Genomic DNA, 24,230 nt, shown 5'->3' with positions numbered 1-24,230 from the left:
ACCCGGCTCACACGCCTGCGGGCGGATGCTAGGCTCGCTCCAGCCTCATCGCTGGAATCTTCGCTTGTCGATCCAACCCCCCGCACTTCCTCCCGCCCCGGTCGTCACTGAAGGCCACTGGCAGCCGCTGCCGTCACGCGGCGCCCTGTTCGCCGCCATTGGAGCCGGGCTGACGATGGCGATCACCCTGGCCCTGGCTGCCGGCGCGCTGACGCTGGTGCTGCGCAGCCCGCACTGGCCGCTGATCGCCGCGGCGGGCGCGGTCATCGGCCTGCTGTGGGGAGGCTGGTTCGGCTGGCGCCGGCAACGGCTCACCTTCTGGCGACTGGATGCACAGGCGCTGGGCGTGCGCCGTGGCCACCTGTGGCAGAGCGAGAGCCGGGTACCGGTCTCGCGCGTGCAGCATCTGGACCTGCGCCGTGGCCCGCTGGAGCGCGCCGCCGGGCTGGCCACCCTGACCGTGCATACCGCTGGCACCCGCCTGAACACCGTCGCCATCGCCGGCCTGGACCACGCCGATGCCGAACGCCTGCGCGACCGGCTGGCGCGCCAGCTCGACCATGACGACGACGCGCTGTGAGCACGGCGCCGATGGACGCCGGAGAACGCCGGCTGCACCCGTGGTCCTGGCTGTTCGTGCTGCAGCAGCAGATCCAGCAGCTGCTGCTGCCGCTGGTGGCGGTGCTGGTGTTCGGCAGCCGCGGCGATGACGACGGCCTGCCGTACCACCACTGGATCACCGCGGCGGTCATCGTGGCGGTGCTGGCCTCGGCGCTGGCGCAGTACTGGAGCTACCGCTACCGCATCGGCACCGACACCCTGAGCATCCGCAGCGGCATTTTCGAACGTACCCGCCGCGAGATTCCCTTCGCCCGCATCCACAACGTGGTGGTGCACCAGAACCTGCTGCACCGCCTGTTCGGCGTGGCCGAGTTGCGGCTGGAGTCGGCCGCCGGCGACAAACCCGAAGCGCAGATGCGCGTGCTCAAGCTGGAGCAGGCACTGGAACTGGAACGCCTGATCCGCCATCGCGGCAGCGCCGCACCCGGCGCGATGGTCCAGGAGCCGGCCGCGGACGTGCTGCTCACCTTGCCGCTGCCCGAACTGGTGCGGCAGGGGCTGATTTCCAACCGCGCGATAGTGGTGCTGGCCGCCGCCGTCGGCGCCGCCTACCAGCTGTTCCCGCGCCGCGCGATGGAAGATGTCATCACCCAGCAGGGCCGGCAGATGTTCGGCTATGCCAGCCAGCTGCAGCTGGGCACCCCCACGCTGGTGATCACCGGCCTGATGGTCGTGCTGCTCGCACTGGTCCTGCTGCGGGTGCTGTCCATCGGCCTGGCCATTGTCCAGTACCACGGCTTCCGCCTGACCGAGGCCGACCGCCGGCTGACTGTCGAACGCGGACTGCTGACCCGGCTGCGCAGCAGCGTGGCCCGCCGCCGCATCCAGGCCTGGACCCTGCGCGAAGGCGCGTTGCACCGGCTGTTCAAACGCCGCCAGCTGCGGGTGGATATCGCCGCCGGCGGTGCCGGCGAGAAGGACGGCCGGGCGTTGAAGGAACTGGCGCCGCTGGCGCCGCCGGACACCTGCGATAGCCTGTTGCAGCAGCTGCTGCCGCAGGTCCAATGGCCGCCGTCACAGTGGCATGCCGTCTCCACGCGCGGCTGGTGGCGGCTGTGCCTGCCGGCGCTGCTGCCGGTGGCCATCCTGACCGCCGTGCTCACCCATGAAACCGGCGCGCCGGGGCTGTTGCCGCTGTTGTGGCTGCCGTGGTCCGCACTCAAGGCGCACCGCCAGGTCAGCCGCATGGGCTACAGCATCGACGCGCAACGGGTGGCCGTGCGCGGCGGCTGGTGGAACCGCTGGTGGCGCATCGCCGAGCTGGACAAGCTGCAGGCGCTGCGCCTGGACCGTTCACCGCTGGACCGTTTTTTCGGCACCGCCACACTGACCCTGGATACGGCCGGCGCGTTCGGCGCACCACCGCTGCAGCTGCGGTTGCTGGAAGAGACGCGCGCACGGGAACTGCTGGACCAGCTCGGCGCCGAACTGGCCCGGCGCAAACTGCGCTGGTAGCGGCCGCGCCACGCATCCGGGCCGCTGAAGGCCCGGCGGCTCGGTTCCGTAGCCCGGGCAAGTAAAGCGCACCCTGGAGTCACGTCGAAGTTTGGCAGCGGAAAACCTGCTTTTCCGGATCCGGCATCAGGCGTGAAGCCGGGTCATCGGGTTGATCCTTCTGACCGGGTGCGCTGCGCTTACCGGGCTACAACCACGTCGCTACAACCTGACTTCGCCCTCAGCCTGGTGGCAAGGCGAAGTTGCCGACCCTCAAACCCGCGCCGGGCCCCAGTAGCCGATGCGCTTGCGGATCTTGAGTTTGCGCCACAGGTTCAACGGCTTGGGCTTGCGGTTGCGCGCGCCCTTGGCGACAAACGCATCGATCGCCTGGAGGATGCGCTCGCTGGATTGGCCATCACGGTACGGGTGCAGCTGGTCGGCGAACTGGCGCACCGCGGCCATCAGCTCCGGCGGCCGCGACAGCGCGGTGCGGATCGCCCCTTCGAACTGCGCCGGATCGTCGATGTCGATCAGCTGCGGGCCCGGGCGGCGGTTCTTGAAGGTCACCACCGGCTTGTAGGTCAGCAGGAACTCGTTGAGCGCCGAGGAGGTGTCCGAGCACATCATGTCCACCTGCGGGAACAGGTCCAGGATGTTGTCGTCATCGGCAAAGCGCAGGTACGGGCCTTCCAGTGCGCGGTATTTGGCCACCATTTCCGGATCCATCTTCGGATGGAAGGTGACGACCCAGCGCCACTCGCCGCTCTGCGACAGCCGCTTGATCTCGTCGTAAAGAATGCCGGCCGCGCTCCACGACGGTGAGAACGTGGAGTGGTACAGGATCACCGGCGGCTGCCGCACCGGCTCGGGCACGTCGGCCAGCTGGCTCATGAACGGATCGATCTTCGGGAAACCCGTCTCCACCACCGAAAAATGCCCCATCTGCTCGGCCAGCGCCGAGAACGCGGCCGTGTCGCGCGGGCCGGTGGTGCAGTACAGGTCGAAGAAGCCGCGGATATAGATGTGCCGCGGCTTGCCGGCATCGAAGCCGTGGAAGGTTTCCACCTTCACCCCGGGGAAGAAGTGCGGCACCGCGTTGGACGAGGTGATCACCGCATACGGGTTCCACGCGCGCACCTGCTCCACGCTCAGCAGGGTCTCATCGGCGGCCAGATCCTCCGCGCCGGGGCCGTCGAAAAACCAGGCCGCCTCGTCGCCCCGCGCGCGGATCGCCGCCTGCACCGGACGGAGGATGGCCAGCGCGTAGCGCTCGGACCCGTACAGCAGATAGTGGCGTGGCACGCGGAGAACTCCTGGATATTGCGGCAGAGGCGGCCAATTATCGCATCGCCAGTACCCGGCGTCGCTGCTAGGCTTGGCCCCCGGTTCCCCGCGCGAACGGTCGCATGCCCAGCCCAGCCCCCACTTCATCGACCCGGCGGCCACGCCTGTCGGCCTGCATCATCGCCTTCAACGAGGCCGACCGGATCGGCGACTGTCTGGCGTCGCTGGCGTTCTGCGACGAGATCGTGGTGGTGGACTCGTTCTCCACCGATGCCACCATCGCCATCGCCGAAGCGGCCGGAGCACGGGTGATCCAGCGCGCCTTCGACGGCTTCCGCAGCCAGAAGGCGTTCTGCGTCGAACAGGCCGAACATGACTGGGTGCTGTGCCTGGATGCCGACGAGCGGGTGGATGCGACCTTGCGCGCGGCCATCGAGGCCGAGCGCGATGCCGGCTTCACGCGCGCGCGGGGTTACCGCTTCGCCCGCTGTTCGGAATATTTCGGCCGTTTCCTGCGCCATGGCACCGCCTATCCGGACCGCGTGCTGCGCCTGTTCGACCGCCGCCACGGCGGCTGGCGCGGCGAGCGCGAGATCCACGAGGCGGTCACCGTGGACGGCCCGGTCGCCCTGCTCCGCGGCGACCTGCTGCATAACCCCTACCGCAACTTCCTGCAACTGCTGGACAAGAAGCAGAAGTACGCGCGGATGATGGCCGAGCACGAGTTCAGCCGTGGCAAGCGCGCGACCCTGGGCAAACTGATCCTCGCCCCCACCTGGCGCTTCTTCCGCAGCTATGTGGTCAAGCGCGGCTTCCTGGATGGCTGGCCGGGGCTGATCGAGGCGTTTGTCAGCGCCAACTACGTGCGCCAGAAGACCATCATGCTGTGGCTGCTGTGCAACGGGCAGCCGCTGTAGCCACGGTCTGGCATGTCTGCCGGGCCGCGGCCGGAAGGCCCCTCCAGGCACCCTGAACGCGGCGCAACAAGCCGGAAAACATCAGGCGCTCCGGCCGGTGGCACCGGCCCGGGCCGTTAAAATGGTGCCCCCCTTGCGGTGGAAATACACGGGCTGTCACGGCACAGGTTTCCGTACGCCGGTACGTCCCCCTTGCCTGTCCCCCGCAGGCAACCCCTGCAGCGGCCGCTGCTGCTGCGCCATTGCCCTGCCCAAGCCATTCCATGAAGTCCGCCCCCTCTCTTGCCGAGGTGACCGTTGTCTGCGTCACCTACAACTCCTCGCCGCTGGTGGAAACCATGGCCAGCACACTGGCCCGGTTTCCGAACGTGGTCATCGTCGACAACGCCAGCGGCGATGACACCGCCGCGCGCGTCGGCCAGAAGATCCCGCACGCGCGGCTGATCCCACGCCACACCAATGCGGGCTTTGGCGCGGCCAACAACCAGGCGATGGCCGCGGTCCAGACCCCGTTCGCGCTGCTGCTCAACCCCGACTGCAGCATCGCCCCGGCCGATGTGCAGTGCCTGCTCGATTGCCTGGCCCGGTTTCCGCAGGCGGGGCTGGTGGGCCCGCAGAGCTGGCGTGACAACGGCACACCGCAGCTGTGCCACCGCGATGCCTTCTTCCGGCCGGAGACGAAGGGCCGCGTCCGCGTACCGGACCGGCTGGTCAGCGCCGAGTGGATCCATGGCTGCTGCCTGCTGGTACGGACCCGTGCGTTCCACCAGATCGGCGGCTTTGACGAAATCTTTTTCCTCTACTACGAAGACGACGACCTGTGCCTGCGCATGGCCAAAGCCGGCTATCAGTGCCTGCTGCAACCTGCGGCCAGGGCATTCCATCGCGGCGGCGCGTCTTCCACGCCCAGCGTGCGCACGGACTTCATCAAGCGTTTCCACTATGCAAGGTCACGGCAGATCGCCATCCGCCGTTATGTCGGCGCGGCGGCGGCGCGGCGGCATCTGGCCAAACTGCTGCTGGTCGCATTGCCGGCCACGCTGTTCTACAGCCTGCTGTCACGGCCACGGCACGCCATCAAATGGGCCGCATGGGGAGCGGCGGCGCTGTCGGCCGGCCTGGCGCTGGACCTGGTTCCGGGCCAAGCCAAAGCTGCGGCATCCACGCGCCTCTGAGTCGCGCGGAACCGGCGCTGGATCGGCCCGCCGGACAGTGCACTGCAAGCGCGCAGTCCCAGCCGGTATACCGCGCCTGCCGGCTCCTCCGGATGACGCGGTGCGGAGGGCGATCGCGGATCAAACACGGGGCCTGCCACTGCCCACGGCCCAGACTGTCACGCCGCCGGGTTGAGGCTTATTCAAACGTCAGCCGCTGGCTGCCTTGCGCTGAACTGGTGCCTGGCTTCCGCGCGCGGCATTGTCGACCAGTGCCAGCCCGCACAGCACGCCCACCAGGGCGGTGTAGGTACTGGCAGCGATCTGGTGGGCGAACATCGACTGGGTCATGCCGCACAGGATGTAGCTCACCACCAGCATCACCCCGGCCGCCGCCGGCCCGCGGAAGCCATCCTCCTCGCTGTTCAACTGCAGACGTAGGAACAGGCCCAGCGGCAGCCCATAGACGCACAGCAGCAGCAGCAGGCCCGGCACGCCCTGGGTCGCCGCCCATTCGGCCAGATCGTTGTGCGCATGGCCGAGGTGGCAACGGAACACCTGATCGGCCTGCGAGCTGCATTGGGGAAGGCGTCGCATGGCATCGTCGAAATGGCCGATCCCCACCCCGGTCAGCGGCAGTTCGCGGAAGGTATCCCACGCCACCTGCAGGCGCTCCAGCCGCGCCCCGGCGGATGAATCCACATCACCCCGGCCGATCCGCTGCATGTCGCTGCTGAGCTCAGCAAGCCGGGTGTGTTCACGCAACTGCGGCACGCTCAGCACCACGGTTGCGGCCACCAGCACCAGCCCGGCCAGGGCACCGACGCGGAAACGGCCCGTTTTCCAGCGCACCGACAGCGCCATGGCCACGAACAGCACCAGCAGTGCCGGCCATACCCCGCGGCTGCCACTGAGCAGGATCACCGCGCTGCCCGCGGCCATCCCCAGCGCGATCAGTCCCCAGCGCTGCGGGGGACGGCAGAACACCAGCAGCACCATCAGCACCAGCGCGGTGTCGGCCAGCACGATGGCGTTGGTCCAGGCATCGGCCCGCTCCAGCCCGCTGAATACCTGGTAGCCGGCCACCGCGAAGGTGGCGAGCAGGCCTGCCAGCGCGCCCCACCACAGCGCCTGTATCGGCGGCCGCAGCGCACACACCCACAACAGCGCCCACGGCATCACCAGAAAGCGCGAGCGGTTGTCCACGTCCTTGAGCGCATGCTCGAACTGCCACAGGGACAGCAGCCCCAGGGCGATGGTCACCAGCGCCAGCACCAGCAGAATCCGCCCGGCTCGCCCGGCCTGTTGGCGGGCCAGCCACAGGTAATCGGCACCGGCGATCGAACTGGCCAGCAGCAGCAGGCCGAACGGCAGCAGGTTGGTCGGCGTGCTGATCACCAGCGCCGGCAGCGCGAACAGCGCCAGCGTCGCGGTACGGTGCAGCAGTTGCCAGCGCGCCGGGGCGGCCGGCGGGCGGGGAATCGAATCGGCAGTGACGGGGAAATGCGGGTCCATCGGCAGATACTGGGTCCTGGGCACTGAACCAATTCCCGTCCGAGGAACCGTTCCAACCGCCAATGATAGCCAGCCGGCAGCGCGCTGGCTTCCCCTCAGGGCGGCCCCTGGTCGCGGCGCGCCAGCTCCCGCTGCGCAGGCGTGGCGATGCAGCGGCCTTCGATCGCCGTGGCCGGCACCAGCCACCAGCCGCGACCGCTGAGCGTCCCCACCCGCTCGCTGCGATCACGCCCGATGCAATCCAGCAACGCCTTCTCCTGCACCAGCAGCCAGCGCCGCTGCGGCTGCCGCGCCTGCCAGGCCACCGCCGCCTGCAGCTGCTGTTCCCACGGCCGCTTGAAGCCGAAGGTGCGCGCCGGCCGGTCGGCCAGCAGCAGGTTCTGTTCCTTCCACGCCACCAGTCCCAGTTCCGCATCGGGCCCCAGCCGCCGGCCGACCTCGCGCATCAGCCCGCGGCCGGAGCTGGAGTCGTTGAGCAGCGGGTTGACCAGCAGCCCCTGCAGCACCCAGATCAACGCCAGCAGCCAGGCCAGCACCCGCGCCGGCCATTTCCGACCGGCCAGCAACAGCCCACCGGCCCCGCACATTCCGATCGCCAGCAGCGTCCAGCCCAGTGTCCGCACCGCATCATCGGCCAGCGCACGGCGGGCGATCAGCGCCTGCAACCGGCCCGACTCCGCCTCCAGCAACACGCTGCCGCCCGCGCCCAGCAACAGCAAGATCAGCGCGGCGGTGAAACCCAGCAGCAGCCGGCGGAAGCCGCGCCGACGCAGCAGACCCGACAGCAGCGGCGCCAGCGCCAGACAGACCATCGGCAGCGCCGGCAGGATGTAGACATCGCGCTTGCCGCTGGGAATGGAAAAAAACAGCAACAGCAGCAGCCACCAGACCAGTGGCAGCAGGTAGCGCGGATCACCGCGCCGCAACCGGCGCCGCCACGCCGGCAGCGCCCACGGCAGGGCCAGCACCGCCGGCAACCACAATGTCAGCATCACCCCCAGGTGGTACCAGGGCGGATTGTGGTGATCCCAGGAGTCCAGATAGCGCCCGGCAGTCTGCCGCAGAAGGATGTCGTGCAGGTAGCGGTAATAGGCCGGGTCGTCGGCGCGCCACACTCCCGCCAGCAGCGGCCCCAGCCACAGCGTCAGCGCGGCGACAAACGCCAGCGGCCCGAGCCAGATGCGCCGGTCACGCCAGCGCAGATCCACGCCCTGCCAGCCGCGCACCACCGCGAACAACGCCGGCACCAGCAGCGCCAAGGCCAGCACGCCCACGCCCTTGGTGATCATGCCCAGCCCGGCGGCGAACCAGCCCAGCATCCACATCCGCCAGTCCGGGCCGCGCAGCAGATGCCGCAGCAGGCCGTAGTTGGCCAAGGTCATGAAGAACAGCAGCAGCGGATCGATCTGCGCCTTGCGCGCCTGGAAGGTGAACTGCACGGTGAACAGCAGCAGCCACGCCGCATACAGGCCGACCCGACGCGTCCACAGCCGCCGGCCGAGGTCGTACACGCAGGCCAGGGTGGCCAGCGCGGCCAGCAGCGACGGCAGCAGGAAGGCGATGCGCCAGTCCCGCACCAGCAGGTAGACGGCCGCCTGCAGCCACATCAGTATCGGCGGCTTGTCCGAATACAACTCGGTGCCGCGCTGCGGAAACAGCCACTGGCCGCTTTCCACCATCTGTCTGGCGACCAGGGCAAAGCGCGGTTCGTCCGACGGCCACGGGTCACGCAGGCCGATGCCGGCGCCGAGCACCAGCAGGGCCGTCACCGCCAACCACCAGAATTCGCGCCGTGCCCGCCCATCGCCCATGGAGGGCGATGATAGGGACCTCAGGTCAAGGCGGTTTTCACCAGCCGCGCATAGAAGAAACCGTCACCGCCGTGCTCGCCCGGCAGGCGCTGGCGGGTGCCATCCACTGCATGGCCGAAGCCTTCCGGCAACGCCTCGATCCGCGCATCGGGCGTGCGCGCCAGGAACCGGGCCACCTGCTGCTGGTTCTCCTGCCGCAGGATCGAGCAGGTCGAATACAGCAGCACCCCGCCCGGGCGCAGCACCGGCCACAGCGCATCGAGCAGGCGCGCCTGCAGCGCCACCAGCGCGGTGATGTCATCGGGCCGGCGGTGCAGCAGCACGTCCGGCTGGCGGCGGATGATGCCGGTGGCCGAGCACGGCGCATCCAGCAGTACCGCATCGAACGGCTGCCCGTCCCACCAGCCGGCGGTATCGGCCGCGTCGGCGGCCTGGATCTTCGCGCGGGCACCGACCCCGGTGCGGGCGAAGGTCTCGCCGATGCGCGACAACCGCCGCGCATCCACATCCAGCGCCAGCAGCTGCAGGCCAGGATCACGCTCCAGCAGATGCGCCGACTTGCCGCCCGGTGCGGCGCAGGCATCGAGCACCCGCGCCCCTGCCGCCGGCCGCAAGGCATCGGCCACCTGCTGCGCGGACAGGTCCTGTACCGATACGGCCCCCTGTGCGAAGCCGGGCAGACGGCCCACCGCCACCGCGCCCGCCACCCGTACCGGGTGTGCCGACAAGGGTCCGCCAAACGCCTCGATGCCGGCCGCCTCCAGCAGCGCCAGATAGGCCTCACGGCTGTGCTGCTGGCCATTGACGCGCAACCACAGCGGTGCCGGCTGCAGGCTCTCGTTGAGGATCATGTCGGCCTGCTGCGGCCAGTCCTCGCGGACCCGGGCCAGCAGCCACGATGGCCACGCATCCTCGGCCCGCGCGTCGGCAAAACCCTCGCGCTGGGCGCGACGCAGCAGCGCGTTGACCATCCCGGCCTGGCGCTCGCGCCCCAGCGCGCGCGCCGCGTCCACCGTCGCCGACAGCGCCGCGTGTGCCGGCAGCTGGAGCACATCCAGCTGCGCGAACCCGGCCATCAGCACCGCGCGCAGATCCGCATCGCGCGGGCCCAGCGGCTTCTGCAGCCACTGCTGCAACGCCTGGTCGTAGACCGTGCGCCGGCGCAATGCGGCAAAGCAGATCGCCTCCAGCAAGGCGCGGTCGCGGCCGTCCTCCAGCTTGGGTAGCGCCGCGCCGAGCTCAGCCTTGAGCGAACGGCCCTTGCCGATCACCGCGGCCAGCACCTTGGCCGCCAACGCGCGGGTCTGCACCCCGGGTTGCGCGGTGGCGGTCTTGTTGCCCCACGGCGTGGAAGTCGCACCCGCCATCGGCTCAGCCCTCGATCCGCAGGTCACGACGGGCGTTGAGATAGTCCGCCGCGGTGATCGCCTTGCCGCCCTCGCGCTGCACCACGCGCAGGCGCAACGCGCCCTGGCCGCAGGCGATGTCGATACCCTCACGCGCCGCGCCGATCACCGTACCCGGCGCCTTGCCGTGGTTGTGGGCGATGGCCACCGCGCCGTGGATACGCACACGTTCACCCGCCAGCACGGCCTCGGCGATCGGCCACGGATTGAACGCGCGCACCGTGCGCGCCAGCGCTTGCGCGTCCTGGTCCCAGTCCAGCCTGGCCTCGGCCTTGTCCAGCTTGTGCGCGTAGGTGACGCCTTCGGCCGGCTGCACCTGCGGGATCGGTTTGAGGCCGGCGCGCAGCAGGCCCAGGCCATCGGCCAGCACCTGCGCGCCCAGCTGCGCCAGCCGGTCATGCAGCTGGCCGCCGGTATCGGTGTCGTTGATCGGGGTGTGCTGGCGCAGCAGCACCGGGCCGGTGTCCAGCCCGGCCTCCATCTGCATCAGGCACACGCCGGTTTCGGCATCGCCGGCCTGGATCGCGCGCTGGATCGGCGCGGCACCGCGCCAGCGCGGCAGCAGCGAGGCATGCACGTTCCAGCAGCCGTGGGTGGGAATGGCCAGCACCGCCTTGGGCAGGATCAACCCGTAGGCGACCACGACCATCAGATCCGGCTGCAGCGCGCGCAGCTGCGTCTGGGCTTCGGCGGTTTTCAGGGTTTCCGGCTGGAATACCGGGATGCCGCGGGCGATGGCGTCGAGCTTGACTGGCGAGGGCATCAGCCCGCGGCCGCGCCCGGCCGGGCGGTCGGGCTGGGTGTAGACCGCCACCACTTCGTGCTGGCGCGCGGCCGCTCCCAGCGAGGCGACGGCGAACTCCGGCGTACCGGCAAAAACGATTCTCATGGCAATCCCACTCCCGGAAAGAACAACGGCGCCGGAGGGCGGCGCCGTGCATCGCGGGATCCGGCTACGGCTCCCGCCACGGGCAACCCGGACACATCCGGGTCACCACTGGACTCAGGCCACGTGCTTGCGCTGTTTGGCCAGTTTCTTGCGCACCATCTCGCGCTTGAGCGGCGAGAGGTAATCGATGAACAGCTTGCCGTCCAGATGATCCATCTCGTGCTGGATGCAGGTGGCCAGCAGATCGTCGGCGACCAGCTCCTGCTGCTTGCCGTCGCGGTCGATAAAACGCACCACGATGCTGTCGGCGCGGGTCACATCGGCATAGATACCGGGCACTGACAGGCAGCCTTCCTGGTAGACGCGGCCGCCTTCGCTGGCACTGACGATCTGCGGATTGATGAACACCATCGGCGTGTTGCGCTCCTCGCTGGTGTCGATGACCATGAAGCGCTTGTGCACGTCCACCTGGCTGGCCGCCAGGCCGATGCCCGGCGCCTCGTACATGGTCTGGAACATGTCATCGAGCAGCTGCTGGAAGACCGGCGTGGTCACTTCGGCAGCATCGACGGGAGCCGCCTTGGTACGCAGCCGCGGATCGGGGAATTCGAGAATGGGCAGAAGGGCCATGGTGATACCGGATATGGGGATGCCGCATCAATTCGGCAAGATGTCTCAATTCTAACGCCTGCGCTTGCCCGGCGCCCCCGTTTCTGCACTATAGTGCCGCAACCTGTTGGGGAATCAGGCAGATCGCAACCATGTTGAAACAATTCCGTACGGTCGCCGCCGTGGCGCTGCTGACCGTCACGACGTACGCCGTCGCCGTGGATATGAACGGCGCGCACCCTGACACCTATGTGGTGAAGAAGGGCGACACGCTGTGGGACATCTCTGCACGTTTCCTGACAAAGCCGTGGCTTTGGCCGGAAATCTGGCAGGCCAACCCGCAGGTCAAGAATCCGCACCTGATCTATCCGGGCGACGTGCTGAGCCTGGCCTACCTGGACCGCGTCACCGCCCAGCCCGGCCCGCGCCAGGAAGCACCGATCAACGCGATCCCGCTGGCGGACGTTGAGCCGTTCCTGAAGAACCTGACCGTTGTGGACAGCTTCAAGGAGCTGCCCTATGTCGTCGGCCTGGAAGAAAACCGCCTGCGCGCCAGCGCCGGCCAGAACGCCTATGTACTGGGCCTGCAGGACGCCCAGCCGGGCCAGCGCTACGCGGTGGTCCGCCCGACCGTGCGCTTCGGCCAGCCCAAGCCCACCGACGATCTGGACGCCCGCGGCGATACCGTTCCCGGCAGCGGCAACCTGTGGAAGAACTACGTGGCCACCGGTGACCGCAGCGAGTTCCTCGGCTACGAACTGGCCCAGGTCAACGTTGGCACACTGACCCAGGTCGCCAGCGGCGGCGTCCAGGCGTCCACCCTGAAGCTGGAAGACAGCGGGCGCGAAGTCCGTGCCGGTGACCGCATCGTGCCGGTGCAGGCCAACCCGTACGACCTGCAGTTCGTTCCGCACGCCCCGGCCAGTGCCGCAGCGCCAGGCCATCTGCGCGTGCTGGCAGTGGCCGACACCTTCACCTCCGGCGGTCCGCGCGATGTCATCGCCATCTCCGGCGGGGCGCGTGATGGCATCGACAATGGCACGGTGTTCTCGATCTGGCGCAATGGCAGTCACATCAACGACCGTGTGACAGGCAGCAAGTCCACCTCGCGCGCGGACGATGCGCTCAAGGCCGGCGGCAGCCGTGTCTCGTTGCCGGACGAATATGCCGCCCACGCAATGGTGTTCCGCACCTTCGACAAGGTCAGCTACGCGCTGGTGATGGAAGGCACCCGGCAGGCCCGCGTCGGTTACGAGCTCAAGCACCCCGACGCGCAGTAAGCGGCAAAACCCTACGCGACAAAGCGACGGCGCCCGAGGGCGCCGTCGCTGTTTGCGGGTCAGGCTCGGCCGATGGACGATGCCTCCCAAGCCAGACCTCCCCCGTTTACCGAAGCGCTGTTGCGACTGGTGCTGGCCGGCGGTCCCCATCAACCGCGGCGCACGCTGCTGTCACATTTCAGCAGTGCCGAAGCAGCCCTGGCCGCCGGTGCCGCCGCATGGCGTGAGGCCGGCTGCACACCCGCCCAATGCCAGTCACTGGCCCATCCCGATCACGACACCCTGGTACGCGCGCAGGCGTGGCTGCAACAGCCCCACCATCATCTGCTCGGTTGCAACGATCCCGACTACCCGCCACTGCTGCGCGCCAGTCCGCATCCGGCGCTGGCACTGTTTGTCGATGGGGACCCGACCACCCTGTGGCAACCGGCCATCGCCATCGTCGGCAGCCGCAACCCCAGTGCCGGCGGGCGCGATCATGCGCGCGATTTCGCCCAGGCCCTGGCCAGCTCCGGCCTGACCATCGCCAGCGGGCTGGCCGCCGGAGTGGACGCGGCCGCCCACCGTGCCACGTTGGCCTGCAACGGCAAGACGTTTGCGGTGATCGGCACCGGCGCCGACATCAGCTACCCGCGCCATCATCGACAGTTGCAGCAGCAGGTAGCCGAGCACGGCGCCGTGGTCAGTGAATATCCGCCCGGCACCCCGCCGCGGACCGGCCATTTCCCGGCCCGCAACCGGCTGCTGGCGGGGCTGAGCCTGGGCACGGTCGTCATCGAGGCGACCGAACGCTCCGGTGCACTGATCACCGCACGCCTGGCCAGCGAGGCCGGGCGCGAGGTCTTCGCACTGCCCGGCTCGCTGCACAATCCCATGGCCGCCGGCTGCCACCGCCTGATCCGCGACGGCGCCATTCTGGTGACACAACCGCAGGATATCCTCGAAGGCGTGGCTAATCTGGCCGGAGAACTGGCCGCCGGCTTGCAAATGCGCCTGGCGGCCCCCATTGCAGAGGCGCCGGCAGGTTCTGCGCCGGCACCCGACCTGCCGGACATCAACTACCAGCGATTGTGGAATGCACTGGGGTTTGACCCAACCGGTATGGATTCACTGATCGAGCGCACTGGATTGACGGCCGCCAGCCTGTCCTCCATGCTGCTGGTCATGGAACTGGAAGGAAGCGTGTCGTCGGCGCACGGCCGCTACACCCGCACCTGAAGTTCCTTCACCTCCACAGCGCCACTGGCGCAGGCCGAGGGGCAATGAAAGAGAGTATTCTGGACGTCCTGCTGTACCTGTTTGAACACTATTTCAGCGAGGATGCCGATCTCATCCGGGACCGCGATTCGCTGCAGCACGGCCTGATCCAGGCCGGATTCAGCCCCACCGAGATCAACAAGGCCTTCGACTGGCTCGACGCCCTGGCCGAGCAGCGCCCGGCCGTGGCGCAGCCGCGGGTCGACTGGCCGGTACGCGTGTTCCATGGCCCCGAGCTGGACAAGCTGGACGTGGACTGCCGGGGTTTCCTGCTGTTCCTGGAGCATCACCGGATCCTGGATGCAGACCAGCGTGAGCTGGTGCTGGACCGTGCAATGGCGCTGGACCAGGACGAACTGGACCTGGACGACCTCAAGTGGGTCGTGCTGATGGTGCTGTTCAACCAGCCCGGGGCCGAAGCGGCCTACGCCTGGATGGAAACCCAGATGTTCATCGACGAACCCGAACCCCTGCATTGAGCCGCGCGGCCTGCAAGGACGCATGAGGACATCCCCGTGAGCCAGTGGTTCTACGCCGAAGGCAACCGCGAACGGCGCGGTCCGCTGACCGATGACAACATCGTCGAACTGTTCCGCTCCGGCCGTATCGCGGCCGATACGCTGCTGTGGCGCGAAGGTGCCGGCGACTGGCAGCCGCTGCAACGCTATGCCGCCGAACTGGGCCTGCACGATGTGATCGCCGCGCCGACAGCCGCCCCACCGTTGCCACCACCGCTTCAGCAGACACCGGCGGGGAGCGCGCCCGCGCCCGCGCCCGCCCCGGCAGTCAAGCCGGGCCTGTCCGGCTGCGCCATCGCCGGCATCATCGCCGCGGTGGGCGGTGTCATTCTGGTGGCGATCGTCGGCATCCTTGCCGCCATCGCGCTGCCTGCGTACCAGTCCTACACGCTGCGCGCCAAAGCCAGCCTGGCCCTGGGGCAACTGGCGCCACTGAAGATTGAAATCAGCGATTTCGTGCAGCACAACGGGCGTTGCCCGGTGAACGACGATGAGGGTTTCCGGACGCCCGGCAGCTATGCCCAGGACGCCATCGCCAGCGTGCGCATCGGCCGCTTCGACAACGGCCATTGCGGGCTGGAAGCGCAGTTGCGGGAGCCCGGTAGTCCGCAGCTCGATGGCAAGGCACTGTGGCTGGACTACGACACCGGCGCCCGGACATGGCAGTGCAGCTCGGACGTGGACGACAGGTTTCTGCCGCTACACTGCCGCAGCTGAGACACACCATTCATTTACGGGGGGAACACGATGAGCCAGTGGTATTACGCCGATGCGCAGCGCGAGAGGCACGGTCCGGTGGAGGCCGGGATCCTGCGCGGAAAATTCCGCCAGAACGAACTGGACCTGTCCACGCTGGTCTGGCGTGAGGGCATGGACCAGTGGCAGCCCCTGTCGGCCATGGCCGAGGAGCTGCAGCTGATCGAAAAGGCCAGCCCAGGTATCGACCTGCGCGCGGACTACGTGGCCATCGAGAACGGCACCGCCGCCACGCCGATTTCGCTGCAGAAAGCCGACGAGACCCATTCCCCCTACACCGCACCGGCCAGCATCTCGCCGGGCGATGGCACGGTGGTTGGCGGCGGCGAAGTGGTCTACGCCGGCTTCTGGAAGCGGGTGGCCGCCTACTGCATCGACAGCGTGATCGTGGGCATGGTCGGCGGCGTGATCGCGATGGTCATCGGCATGGTGCTGGGTCTGGGCATGGCCGGCATCGGCGGGGGCAGCGACGCGATGGGCGCCGGTTTCATCATGATCCAGCTGCTGACCAACGTGCTGTCCATCGCCCTGGCTGCCGCCTATTACGCCGGCTTCCACGCCTCGGCCGGCAAGGCCACGCTGGGCAAGATGGCCGTGGGCATCAAGGTGGTGCGCACGGACGGTGAGCGCATCAGCATCGCCCGTGGTATCGGCCGCTACTTCGCGGCCATGCTCAGCGGCCTGATCCTGTGCATCGGCTTTGTGATGGCCGCCTTCACCGAGCGCAAGCAGGGTCTGCACGACATGATCTGCGACACCCTGGTGGTGGACAAATGGGCCTTCACCGACCATCCGGAATGGCAGCAGCGCGGCCTGGGCACCGTCACCATCGTGATCCTGTCGATTTTCGGGCTGCTGATGGCGGTCATTATCGTCGCCCTGCTGGCCATGATCGGCATCGCCGCCAGCCAGTTCAGTTGAGGTCCGTGCCGCCGGCGCGCTTGACAGCGGCCGGTCCGGCATGATTCCTCTAATAAGGAAGAAAGCTGAACGCCCGGGCCCCTGCCCGGGCGTCAATCTATCCAGAACGGCCGCAGCGCTTCACTAACGCAGGCGATTGCGCCACCCTAGCGCCCCCGATCAGGGGCGCTCTCCCCCCAAGAAAGTATTGATATGCCCAAGCACCTGCTCATCGTCGAATCGCCGGCCAAGGCCAAGACGATCAACAAATACCTCGGCAAGGACTTCACCGTCCTGGCCTCGTATGGGCATGTGCGGGACCTGGTTCCCAAAGAGGGCGCGGTCGATCCGGACAACGGCTTCGCCATGCGCTACGACCTGATCGAAAAGAACCAGAAGCACGTGGAAGCCATCGCCAAGGCCGCCAAGGGCGCCGACGACATCTTCCTGGCGACCGACCCGGATCGCGAGGGCGAGGCGATCAGCTGGCATATCGCCGAGATCCTGAAAGAGCGCGGGCTGGCCGAAGGCAAGCCGATGCAGCGGGTGGTGTTCACCGAGATCACCCCACGGGCGATCAAGGAGGCCATGACCCAGCCGCGCGCCATCGCCGGCGATCTGGTCGATGCGCAGCAGGCGCGTCGCGCACTGGATTACCTGGTCGGCTTCAACCTCTCCCCGGTGCTGTGGCGCAAGGTGCAGCGCGGCCTGTCCGCCGGCCGGGTGCAGAGCCCGGCGCTGCGCATGATCGTCGAGCGCGAGGAGGAGATCGAAGCCTTCATCGCCCGCGAGTACTGGAGTATCGAAGCGGCCTGCGCGCATCCCTCGCAGCCCTTCAACGCCCGCCTGGTCAAGCTGGACGGACAGAAGTTCGAGCAGTTCACCGTCACCGACGGTGATACCGCCGAAGCCGCGCGGCTGCGCATCCAGCAGGCCGCGCAGGGCGCGCTGCACGTCACCGACGTGGCCAGCAAGGAGCGCAAGCGCCGCCCGGCCGCGCCGTTCACCACCTCCACGCTGCAGCAGGAAGCCTCGCGCAAGCTCGGCTTCACCACCCGCAAGACCATGCAGGTGGCGCAGAAGCTGTATGAAGGCGTGGCCATCGGCGATGAAGGCACGGTCGGCCTGATCTCCTATATGCGTACCGACTCGGTGAGCCTGTCGCAGGACGCGCTGGCCGAGATCCGCGACGTGATCGCCCGCGACTACGGCACCCGATCGTTGCCGGACAAGCCCAACACCTACACCACCAAATCCAAGAACGCCCAGGAAGCCCACGAAGCCGTACGCCCGACCTCGGCGTTGCGCACGCCGGCGCAGGTCGGCAAGTACCTGACCGATGACGAGCGCAAGCTGTACGAGCTGATCTGGAAACGCGCCGTCGCCAGCCAGATGATTCCGGCCATCTTGAACACCGTCAGCGTCGACCTGGCCGCCGGCAGCGAGCACGTGTTCCGCGCCAGCGGCACCACCGTGGTGGTGCCCGGCTTCCTGGCCGTGTACGAGGAAGGCAAGGACAGCAAGAACGCCGAGGACGAGGACGAAGGCCGCAAGCTCCCGGCGATGAAGCCCGGCGACCGCGTGCCGCTGGACCGCATCGTCGCCGACCAGCACTTCACCCAGCCGCCGCCGCGTTTCACCGAAGCGGCACTGGTCAAGGCGCTGGAGGAATACGGTATCGGCCGTCCGTCGACCTACGCCTCGATCATCCAGACCCTGCTGTTCCGCAAGTACACCGAGATGGAAGGTCGCAGCTTCAAGCCGACCGACGTCGGCCGCGCGGTCAGCAAGTTCCTGTCCAGCCACTTCACCCGCTACGTCGATTACGACTTCACCGCCAAGCTCGAGGACGAGCTCGATGCGGTGTCGCGCGGCGAAGAGGAGTGGGTGCCGCTGATGGAGCGCTTCTGGGGCCCGTTCAAGGAGCTGGTCAGCGACAAGAGCGAATCGCTGGACCGCACCGACGCCGGCAGCGCCCGTGTGCTGGGCGTGGACCCGGCCAGCGGCAAGGAAGTCAGCGCGCGTATCGGCCGGTTCGGGCCGATGGTGCAGATCGGCACGGTCGATGACGAGGACAAACCCAAGTTCGCCTCGCTGCAGCCGGGCCAGAGCATCTATTCGATCTCGCTGGAAGATGCGCTGAAGCTGTTCGACATGCCGCGCAAGCTGGGCGCCGACGCCAACGGCGAGGAAGTCACCGTCGGCATCGGCCGCTTCGGTCCGTTCGCCAAGCGCGGCAGCACCTACGCCTCGCTGACCAAGGAAGACGACCCGTACAAGATCGATCTGGCCCGCGCCATCTTCCTGATCGAGGAGAAGGAAGAGATCGCGCGCAACCGCATCATCAAGGAGTTCGAGGGCTCGGAGATCCAGGTGCTCAACGGCCGTTTCGGCCCGTACATCAGCGACGGCAAGCTCAACGGCAAGATTCCCAAGGACCGCGAGCCGGCCTCGCTGACCCTGGCCGAGGTCGAGCAGCTGATGGCCGAAACCGGCAAGCCGGTACGCAAGGGCTTCGGCAAGAAGACCGCCGCCAAGAAGACCGCGGTCAAGAAGGAGGCGGCGCCGAAGAAGACCGCCGCAAAGAAGGCCCCGGCCAAGAAGGCGGCGAGCAAAAAAGCCGCCACCAAGAAGACCGCGGCCAAGAAAGCCACCAAGAAAACCGTCGCCAAGAAGACGGTGAAGGCGACGGCCGTCGACGACGCCCCGCCGTTCTGACCGGGATTTCCCCTGCCCGCGCGGCAGGCGGATAATCGCTGTTCCGCATGAGGCCGCCCATGGGCGGCCTTGTTGTCTGCGGCCCCCTCGCAAGCGCCCGCGCAGTCCCGCGCGGCGCGTCCAACGGTGCTGAGCATGATTGAACTGGATCTGGAAACCGTCGTCCCGGCATTGCAGGCCGGTGCGGTGATCGCCTACCCGACCGAAGCGGTCTGGGGCCTGGGCTGCGATCCGGCCAACGAGACGGCGGTGCTGAAGCTGCTGGCGCTGAAGCAGCGCCCGGTCGAGAAGGGCATGATCCTGGTGGCCGCCGATCCGGCCCAGCTCGAGGGCTGGGTGCGGCTGGAGGCCCTGGCCGGCGAGCGCCGCCAGGCGGTGCTGGAGAGCTGGCCCGGCGCCAACACCTGGATCGTCCCGGCCGGCCCACGTGCGCCGCGCTGGATCACCGGGCAGCACACCGGCATCGCGGTAAGGGTCAGCGCCCACCCGCTGGTGCAGGCGCTGTGCACCGCCTGGGGCGGGCCGCTGGTGTCCACCAGCGCCAACCTGGCCGGTGCCCCGCCGGCCCGCAGCCGTGAACAGCTGGATCCGGCGCTGCTGGCCCAGCTCGATGGCCTGCTCGATGGCGCCACCGGCGGCCTGGCCCAGCCCACCCGCATCCGCGTCGCCGCCACCGGCCAGGTGCTGCGCGACTGACCGCGCCGTGCCCGGGGCTTGCGCCGGCGCCACCACGCGGCACTATGGCGGAATGTCCCCGCGTCTGCTCCTGCTGTGCGCCCTGACCGCATCGGCCGCGATGGCCCGCGCGGCCGATCCGCCCGCGGTGACCGACAACGTGCGCATCTACCGCTGCGTGGCTGCCAACGGCGCGGTGTCGCTGCAGGACGCCCCCTGCGGCGGCGCACGCCAGCAGCAGGTACGGGACATGCAACGCCCCAAGGACCCGCCGCCGCGGCCGGCAGAGCCCCTCCAGCGCGCCCCTGCGCCGGTCATCGAGCGTGAGGTGCGGGTGGTCACCGTGCAGCCGCCGCAGCCGATGTACGAATGCGTCACCGCCGAGGGCGAGCGTTACACCAGCGACAGCAACGAGGGCAATCCACGCTGGGTGCCGGTCTGGGGCTTCGGCCGGATGCCGCATCCCGGACATGGGCCGCGCCCGCGAGGTCCAGGTCCAGGCCCGACTCCGGGCAGCGGGCACCACCGGCCCCACCCGGGCGGTGCGATCGTGCCGCTGGGTTCGACCCTGGTGCGCGACCGCTGCCATGCGCTGCCGCCGCAGGAAGTCTGCGCGCGCCTGAAAGACCGCCGCTGGGAACTGGTCCGCCGCTACAACAGCGCCCTGCAGAGCGAGCGCCAGCAGCTGGTGCGCGAGCAGCGCGGCATCGAGGCGCGGCTGGATCAGGATTGCGGCGGCGCATGACGCGCTGGCTGCTGGGCGCATTGCTGCTGGCCGCCGGCCCCCTGCATGCCGCGGATGTCGTGTTCTACCGCTGCACCGATGCCAGGGGCGCGCTGACCGTGCAGAACATGCCGTGCCCCAAGGGCATGCAGCAGACCCGCAAAGTGATGCAGGCGCCCGAGACGCCGGCACTACCGCCGCCCGCGCCGGTATCGGCGCTGCCACGGCTGATGCCCGCTGCGGCTCCCACAGCGCCAGCCGCGGTCGAAGCCGCCCTGTCGCCGGGACCGGCGCCCGTGGCGGTAAAGGCACCGGTTCCGCTGCCGGCGCTGTTCCAGTGCCGCACCCGCGAAGGTGACAGCTACCTGAGCGAAACCGGCGAGCCCCCAGCGCGCTGCATCAGCCTGCGGGTCACCGGGCTGGACGGCAATCCGGGCACCGGCGCCGGTGATGCCTGCGAAGTGATCCGCGATACCTGCACGCCGGTCGCGCCGGCATTGCTATGCGAGAGCTGGCGCCAACGCGTGAAGAATGTCGAATCCGAATGGCGTTTCGCCTCTTCGGCCCGGGCCGAAACCCTGCGCCTGGAATACCAGCGATTGCAGTCACTGCTCAACAACAGCGACTGCGCCACTCAGAACCCGTAACGCAGGAAGCCGCCGTCCACCGCGATGCATTCACCGGTGACATAGCTCGACGCTGGCAGGCACAGGAAGCCGACCGCCGAGGCCACCTCCTCCGGTTCGCCGATCCGACGCATCGGCGTGCGCGCGATCACCTCCTCGTAGTAGTCCGGGTCCGACAGCGGCCCGGAGGTGCGGCGGGTGCGGATGTACCACGGCGCCACCGAGTTCACGCGGATGCCGTCCTCGGCCCATTCGCAGGCCAGGTTGCGGGTCATCTGCTGCAGCGCGGCCTTGGTCATGCCGTAGACCACGCCGCTGCGCACATGGGTGATGCCCGACACGCTGCCGACATTGACGATGGCCGAAGACGCGTGCCGGGTCAGCAGCGGATGCGCGTAACGGCACAGCTCGAAGGCCGAGAACAGGTTGGTCTCGAAGATGCCGCGCCACTCCTGTTCGGAATAGTCGTTGGCCGCGCGGGTGACGTTGCCGCCAGCGTTGTTGACCAGCAAGTGCAGGCCGTCGCTGTGGTCTTCGACCCAGTCCAGGATCTCGTGGCGGTCCTCGTCGCTGGAAACATCAGCCGCCAGCGCATGGATCTCGCGATCGGGAAAGGTGTCGGCCAGTTCATCACGCACGGTTTCCAGCGCATCGGCATCGCGGCCGACGATCAGCACGTCGGCGCCCAGCCCCAGCAGCTCGCGCGCGATCGCCAGGCCGATGCCGGCACTGGCGCCGGTCACCAGGGCAGTTTGTCCATCCAGTCGCCAGCGTTGCGGGTTCACCCTGTTCTCCTCGTGGTTGCCGCTGCAGCGCCACAAACGGCGCGCCTGGGCGATAGCGCTAGGATAGCCGCTGTCATCCACGGAGCCGGCCCATGAAATTTCCCGCGCTGATCCTGCTGCTGGCGACAGCGGCTCTTTCGGCCTGTGGCAAGCCGCAGCCACCGGACACCGAACGCCCTCCCGAGCCGCAAGCCACCGCGCTGCGCGAGGCCATCGCCAAGCCGCTGGAACAGGCCAAGGCCGCACAGACCGCCGTGGATGAGGCCGCCAAGGCGCAGCGCGCCGCGCTGGATGCGGCCGGCGCCGATACCCGCAAACCGTAACGCCGCCCGGAAAGGGCGGCGTCTGGGGTCATCCAGGGGGCCGCCCGCGCGGCCCGGTTGGATCAGGCGCGGCCGGTCACAGGCCGCAGAAACAGTAGGCCAGCGACTTCACCGGCGCACCGTTGCGGTCTTTGACCGCGTCTTCGACAAAGCGCAGCTGGGTGTCCAGCTCCGGCATCTGCTTGGCCAGCATCATCCGCGCGATACCCGAATCGGCCAGCATCCAGGCCCCGGCGCGGCTGCCGGCAAAGCCGGTCATGAACTGCGCGAACGGAGTGGCGGCCTTTTCGATGTAGCGCACCCGGTACTTGCCGGACTCGCCCAGCTTGGCGCGGGTGGCGGCATCGGCCACGGCGGCCTTGAGCCCACCGAAGGCGTCGACCAGACCGCGCTCCTTGGCCTGCGCCCCGCTCCACACGCGGCCCTGGGCCACTTCGTCCACCGCTTCGACGCTCTTGTTGCGCGCCTGCGCGACCTTGCCGGTGAAGTCGGCATAGCCCTTGTTGATCACCGACTGGATCACCTGGCCCACCGCCGGGTCCATCGGCCGGGTGATGTCGAACGCGCCGGCGAAGCGGGTGGTGCCCACGCCGTCGGTATGCACGCCGATCTTGTCCAGGCTGCGGGTCAGGTTCGGGATCATGCCGAAAATGCCGATCGAGCCGGTGATGGTGGATTCGTCGGCATAGATGCGATCGGCGTTCATGCTGATCCAGTAACCGCCGGACGCGGCCAGATCGCCCATCGACACCACCACCGGCTTGCCGGCGGCCTTGAGCGCATCCACTTCGCGGCGGATCTGCTCGGAGGCGAACACCTCACCGCCGGGCGAATCGACCCGCAGCACCACCGCCTTGACGTCCTCATCGTCGCGCGCCTCGCGCAGCAGCGCCGAGGTCGACACCCCGCCGATACGCCCGGCCGGCAGGTCGCCGCCGGCGATCTCGCCTTCGGCCACGATCACCGCGACCTGCGGACGCGAATCCATCGGCGAGCGGAGGGCGTCGATCTGGGTCAGATAGTCGGCCAGCGCGATCTGGCGATAGCCGCCGTCGGCATCGCTGTCGGCCACCCCGCGCTCGGTCAGCAGCGCCTCGACTTCCTCGCGGGTCTTCAGCCCGTCCACCAGCTTCTGCTGCAGGGCGAACCGGGCCAGGTCGCCCTCGGCCGCGGCGATGCCTTCGGGCAGCGTGTCGATGCCGGCGGCCAGCTGCGCGGGGTCAAGCTTGCGCGCGGTGGCGATGTCGGCCAGGTAGCGCTGCCACACATCGTTCATCCAGAACAGGTCCGCTTCCTTGGCCTGCGGCGAGGCAGCATCGAGCACATAGGGTTCGGCGGCGGACTTGAACTGGCCGACCTTGAACAGGTGCACGTCCACGCCCAGCTTGTCCTGCAGGCCGGTGCGGAAATACTGGCGGTAGCGGCCCAGGCCTTCCAGCAGCAGCCCGCCCATCGGGTCCAGATAGATCTCGTCGGCCTGCGCGGCCAGCAGGTACTGCGACTGGTTGAGGTTTTCGCTGAAGGCCACCACCTGTTTGTTGGCCGCACGCAGCTCCTGTAGCGCCGCGGCGACCTCGCGCATCGAGGCGAAGCCGCTGGGCTGGAGCTTGTCCAGATTCAGCACCACCCGCTCGATCTTCTTGTCGTCCCTGGCCGCCTCGATGCCGCGGATCAGGTCACGCAGCTGGATCTCCTCGGCGCCGGTATCGCCCAGCGCCTTGCCCAGCGCGCGGCTGACCGGATCGGTGCTGTACTGCTCCACCAGCCGGCCCTCGGGGGCGATCACCAGCGTGGTGCGTTCGTGCAGGACCTTGGCCGAAGACGCGCTCATGCCCAGCGCCGCCACGAACACCATCAGCACCAGCAACAGCAGACCGAAGAACACCAGGTTGAGGATCAACCGGCGGGTGAAATTCATCACATCCCACAGCCCGATGAAGAAGCTGGCGATGGGGTTGCGACGCGGAATCGGGGGGGGATTCATGAACGCTCCAGAGGGGCTTGTTGCAAAGCAGGATACCCACA

Annotated in this window: 22 protein-coding genes; 14 read left to right on the top strand and 8 right to left on the bottom strand. The window is 68.5% G+C overall.

The window, feature by feature from the left end:
• Window positions 1-25 precede the first annotated feature (25 nt).
• Together ACVOMC_RS05600 and ACVOMC_RS05595 are read left to right on the top strand one after the other, a co-directional pair.
• A complete protein-coding gene (locus ACVOMC_RS05600) occupies window positions 26-580 on the top strand; it encodes a PH domain-containing protein (RefSeq protein WP_481523153.1) in 555 nt (184 codons plus the stop codon).
• Between the two features lie 11 nt (window positions 581-591).
• Window positions 592-2,076: a PH domain-containing protein gene (locus ACVOMC_RS05595; protein WP_481523327.1), complete on the top strand. Its 1,485-nt coding sequence runs from the start codon at window positions 592-594 to the stop codon at window positions 2,074-2,076.
• 252 nt (window positions 2,077-2,328) lie between these two features.
• On the opposite strand, the gene ACVOMC_RS05590 is transcribed toward ACVOMC_RS05595, so the two are convergent.
• Window positions 2,329-3,360: a CDP-glycerol glycerophosphotransferase family protein gene (locus ACVOMC_RS05590; protein ID WP_481523152.1), complete on the bottom strand. Its 1,032-nt coding sequence runs from the start codon at window positions 3,358-3,360 to the stop codon at window positions 2,329-2,331.
• 104 nt (window positions 3,361-3,464) lie between these two features.
• On the opposite strand from ACVOMC_RS05590, the gene ACVOMC_RS05585 reads away from it, so the two are divergent.
• Together ACVOMC_RS05585 and ACVOMC_RS05580 are read left to right on the top strand one after the other, a co-directional pair.
• Window positions 3,465-4,259: a glycosyltransferase family 2 protein gene (locus ACVOMC_RS05585; protein WP_481523151.1), complete on the top strand. Its 795-nt coding sequence runs from the start codon at window positions 3,465-3,467 to the stop codon at window positions 4,257-4,259.
• Between the two features lie 263 nt (window positions 4,260-4,522).
• The gene (locus tag ACVOMC_RS05580) at window positions 4,523-5,434 is read left to right on the top strand and encodes a glycosyltransferase family 2 protein (RefSeq protein WP_481523150.1); all 912 of its coding nucleotides are present in this window, start codon (window positions 4,523-4,525) and stop codon (window positions 5,432-5,434) included.
• Window positions 5,435-5,623: 189 nt separating this feature from the next.
• Here ACVOMC_RS05580 and ACVOMC_RS05575 read toward each other — a convergent pair whose 3' ends face one another.
• From ACVOMC_RS05575 to def, 5 genes are all read right to left on the bottom strand, one after another.
• The gene (locus ACVOMC_RS05575; protein ID WP_481523326.1) at window positions 5,624-6,928 is read right to left on the bottom strand and encodes an O-antigen ligase family protein; all 1,305 of its coding nucleotides are present in this window, start codon (window positions 6,926-6,928) and stop codon (window positions 5,624-5,626) included.
• 95 nt (window positions 6,929-7,023) lie between these two features.
• A complete protein-coding gene (locus ACVOMC_RS05570; protein ID WP_481523149.1) occupies window positions 7,024-8,739 on the bottom strand; it encodes an ArnT family glycosyltransferase in 1,716 nt (571 codons plus the stop codon).
• Window positions 8,740-8,759: 20 nt separating this feature from the next.
• Window positions 8,760-10,106: a 16S rRNA (cytosine(967)-C(5))-methyltransferase RsmB gene (gene rsmB, locus ACVOMC_RS05565; RefSeq protein WP_481523148.1), complete on the bottom strand. Its 1,347-nt coding sequence runs from the start codon at window positions 10,104-10,106 to the stop codon at window positions 8,760-8,762.
• Between the two features lie 4 nt (window positions 10,107-10,110).
• On the bottom strand, window positions 10,111-11,034 hold the full coding sequence (gene fmt / locus ACVOMC_RS05560; protein ID WP_481523147.1) for a methionyl-tRNA formyltransferase: 924 nt from the start codon (window positions 11,032-11,034) through the stop codon (window positions 10,111-10,113).
• Between the two features lie 114 nt (window positions 11,035-11,148).
• On the bottom strand, window positions 11,149-11,664 hold the full coding sequence (def, locus tag ACVOMC_RS05555; RefSeq protein WP_054660419.1) for a peptide deformylase: 516 nt from the start codon (window positions 11,662-11,664) through the stop codon (window positions 11,149-11,151).
• A gap of 131 nt (window positions 11,665-11,795) precedes the next feature.
• Between def and ACVOMC_RS05550 the strand changes: the two genes are divergently transcribed.
• From ACVOMC_RS05550 to ACVOMC_RS05510, 9 genes are all read left to right on the top strand, one after another.
• The gene (locus tag ACVOMC_RS05550; RefSeq protein ID WP_054660421.1) at window positions 11,796-12,923 is read left to right on the top strand and encodes a LysM peptidoglycan-binding domain-containing protein; all 1,128 of its coding nucleotides are present in this window, start codon (window positions 11,796-11,798) and stop codon (window positions 12,921-12,923) included.
• 72 nt (window positions 12,924-12,995) lie between these two features.
• Entirely contained in the window at window positions 12,996-14,141 is a 1,146-nt protein-coding gene (gene dprA / locus ACVOMC_RS05545) for a DNA-processing protein DprA (protein ID WP_481523146.1), read from the top strand.
• Between the two features lie 44 nt (window positions 14,142-14,185).
• Window positions 14,186-14,659 carry a DUF494 family protein gene (locus tag ACVOMC_RS05540; protein WP_481523145.1) on the top strand — a complete coding sequence of 158 codons (474 nt, stop codon included), beginning with the start codon at window positions 14,186-14,188 and terminating at the stop codon, window positions 14,657-14,659.
• Between the two features lie 36 nt (window positions 14,660-14,695).
• The gene (locus ACVOMC_RS05535; RefSeq protein WP_481523144.1) at window positions 14,696-15,415 is read left to right on the top strand and encodes a pilin; all 720 of its coding nucleotides are present in this window, start codon (window positions 14,696-14,698) and stop codon (window positions 15,413-15,415) included.
• 30 nt (window positions 15,416-15,445) lie between these two features.
• Window positions 15,446-16,375: an RDD family protein gene (locus ACVOMC_RS05530; RefSeq protein WP_481523143.1), complete on the top strand. Its 930-nt coding sequence runs from the start codon at window positions 15,446-15,448 to the stop codon at window positions 16,373-16,375.
• 192 nt (window positions 16,376-16,567) lie between these two features.
• Window positions 16,568-19,072, top strand: coding sequence for a DNA topoisomerase I (locus tag ACVOMC_RS05525; protein WP_054659378.1), 2,505 nt, complete (start codon window positions 16,568-16,570; stop codon window positions 19,070-19,072).
• A 135-nt stretch (window positions 19,073-19,207) separates the two neighbouring features.
• Entirely contained in the window at window positions 19,208-19,768 is a 561-nt protein-coding gene (gene tsaC / locus ACVOMC_RS05520; protein ID WP_481523142.1) for an L-threonylcarbamoyladenylate synthase type 1 TsaC, read from the top strand.
• 52 nt (window positions 19,769-19,820) lie between these two features.
• On the top strand, window positions 19,821-20,492 hold the full coding sequence (locus tag ACVOMC_RS05515) for a DUF4124 domain-containing protein (protein WP_481523141.1): 672 nt from the start codon (window positions 19,821-19,823) through the stop codon (window positions 20,490-20,492).
• A complete protein-coding gene (locus ACVOMC_RS05510) occupies window positions 20,489-21,118 on the top strand; it encodes a DUF4124 domain-containing protein (protein ID WP_481523140.1) in 630 nt (209 codons plus the stop codon). The genes ACVOMC_RS05515 and ACVOMC_RS05510 overlap by 4 nt, the downstream gene beginning before the upstream one ends.
• Here ACVOMC_RS05510 and ACVOMC_RS05505 read toward each other — a convergent pair.
• A complete protein-coding gene (locus ACVOMC_RS05505) occupies window positions 21,106-21,882 on the bottom strand; it encodes an SDR family oxidoreductase (RefSeq protein ID WP_481523139.1) in 777 nt (258 codons plus the stop codon). The genes ACVOMC_RS05510 and ACVOMC_RS05505 overlap by 13 nt on opposite strands.
• Window positions 21,883-21,974: 92 nt before the next feature.
• On the opposite strand from ACVOMC_RS05505, the gene ACVOMC_RS05500 reads away from it, so the two are divergent.
• A complete protein-coding gene (locus ACVOMC_RS05500; RefSeq protein WP_481523138.1) occupies window positions 21,975-22,205 on the top strand; it encodes a hypothetical protein in 231 nt (76 codons plus the stop codon).
• Between the two features lie 76 nt (window positions 22,206-22,281).
• Here ACVOMC_RS05500 and sppA read toward each other — a convergent pair whose 3' ends face one another.
• On the bottom strand, window positions 22,282-24,189 hold the full coding sequence (gene sppA, locus ACVOMC_RS05495) for a signal peptide peptidase SppA (RefSeq protein ID WP_481523137.1): 1,908 nt from the start codon (window positions 24,187-24,189) through the stop codon (window positions 22,282-22,284).
• Window positions 24,190-24,230: the final 41 nt, after the last annotated feature.

Source organism: Stenotrophomonas sp. STEN014 (assembly GCF_056760315.1).
This window is presented reverse-complemented; position numbering and strand designations above follow the sequence as displayed.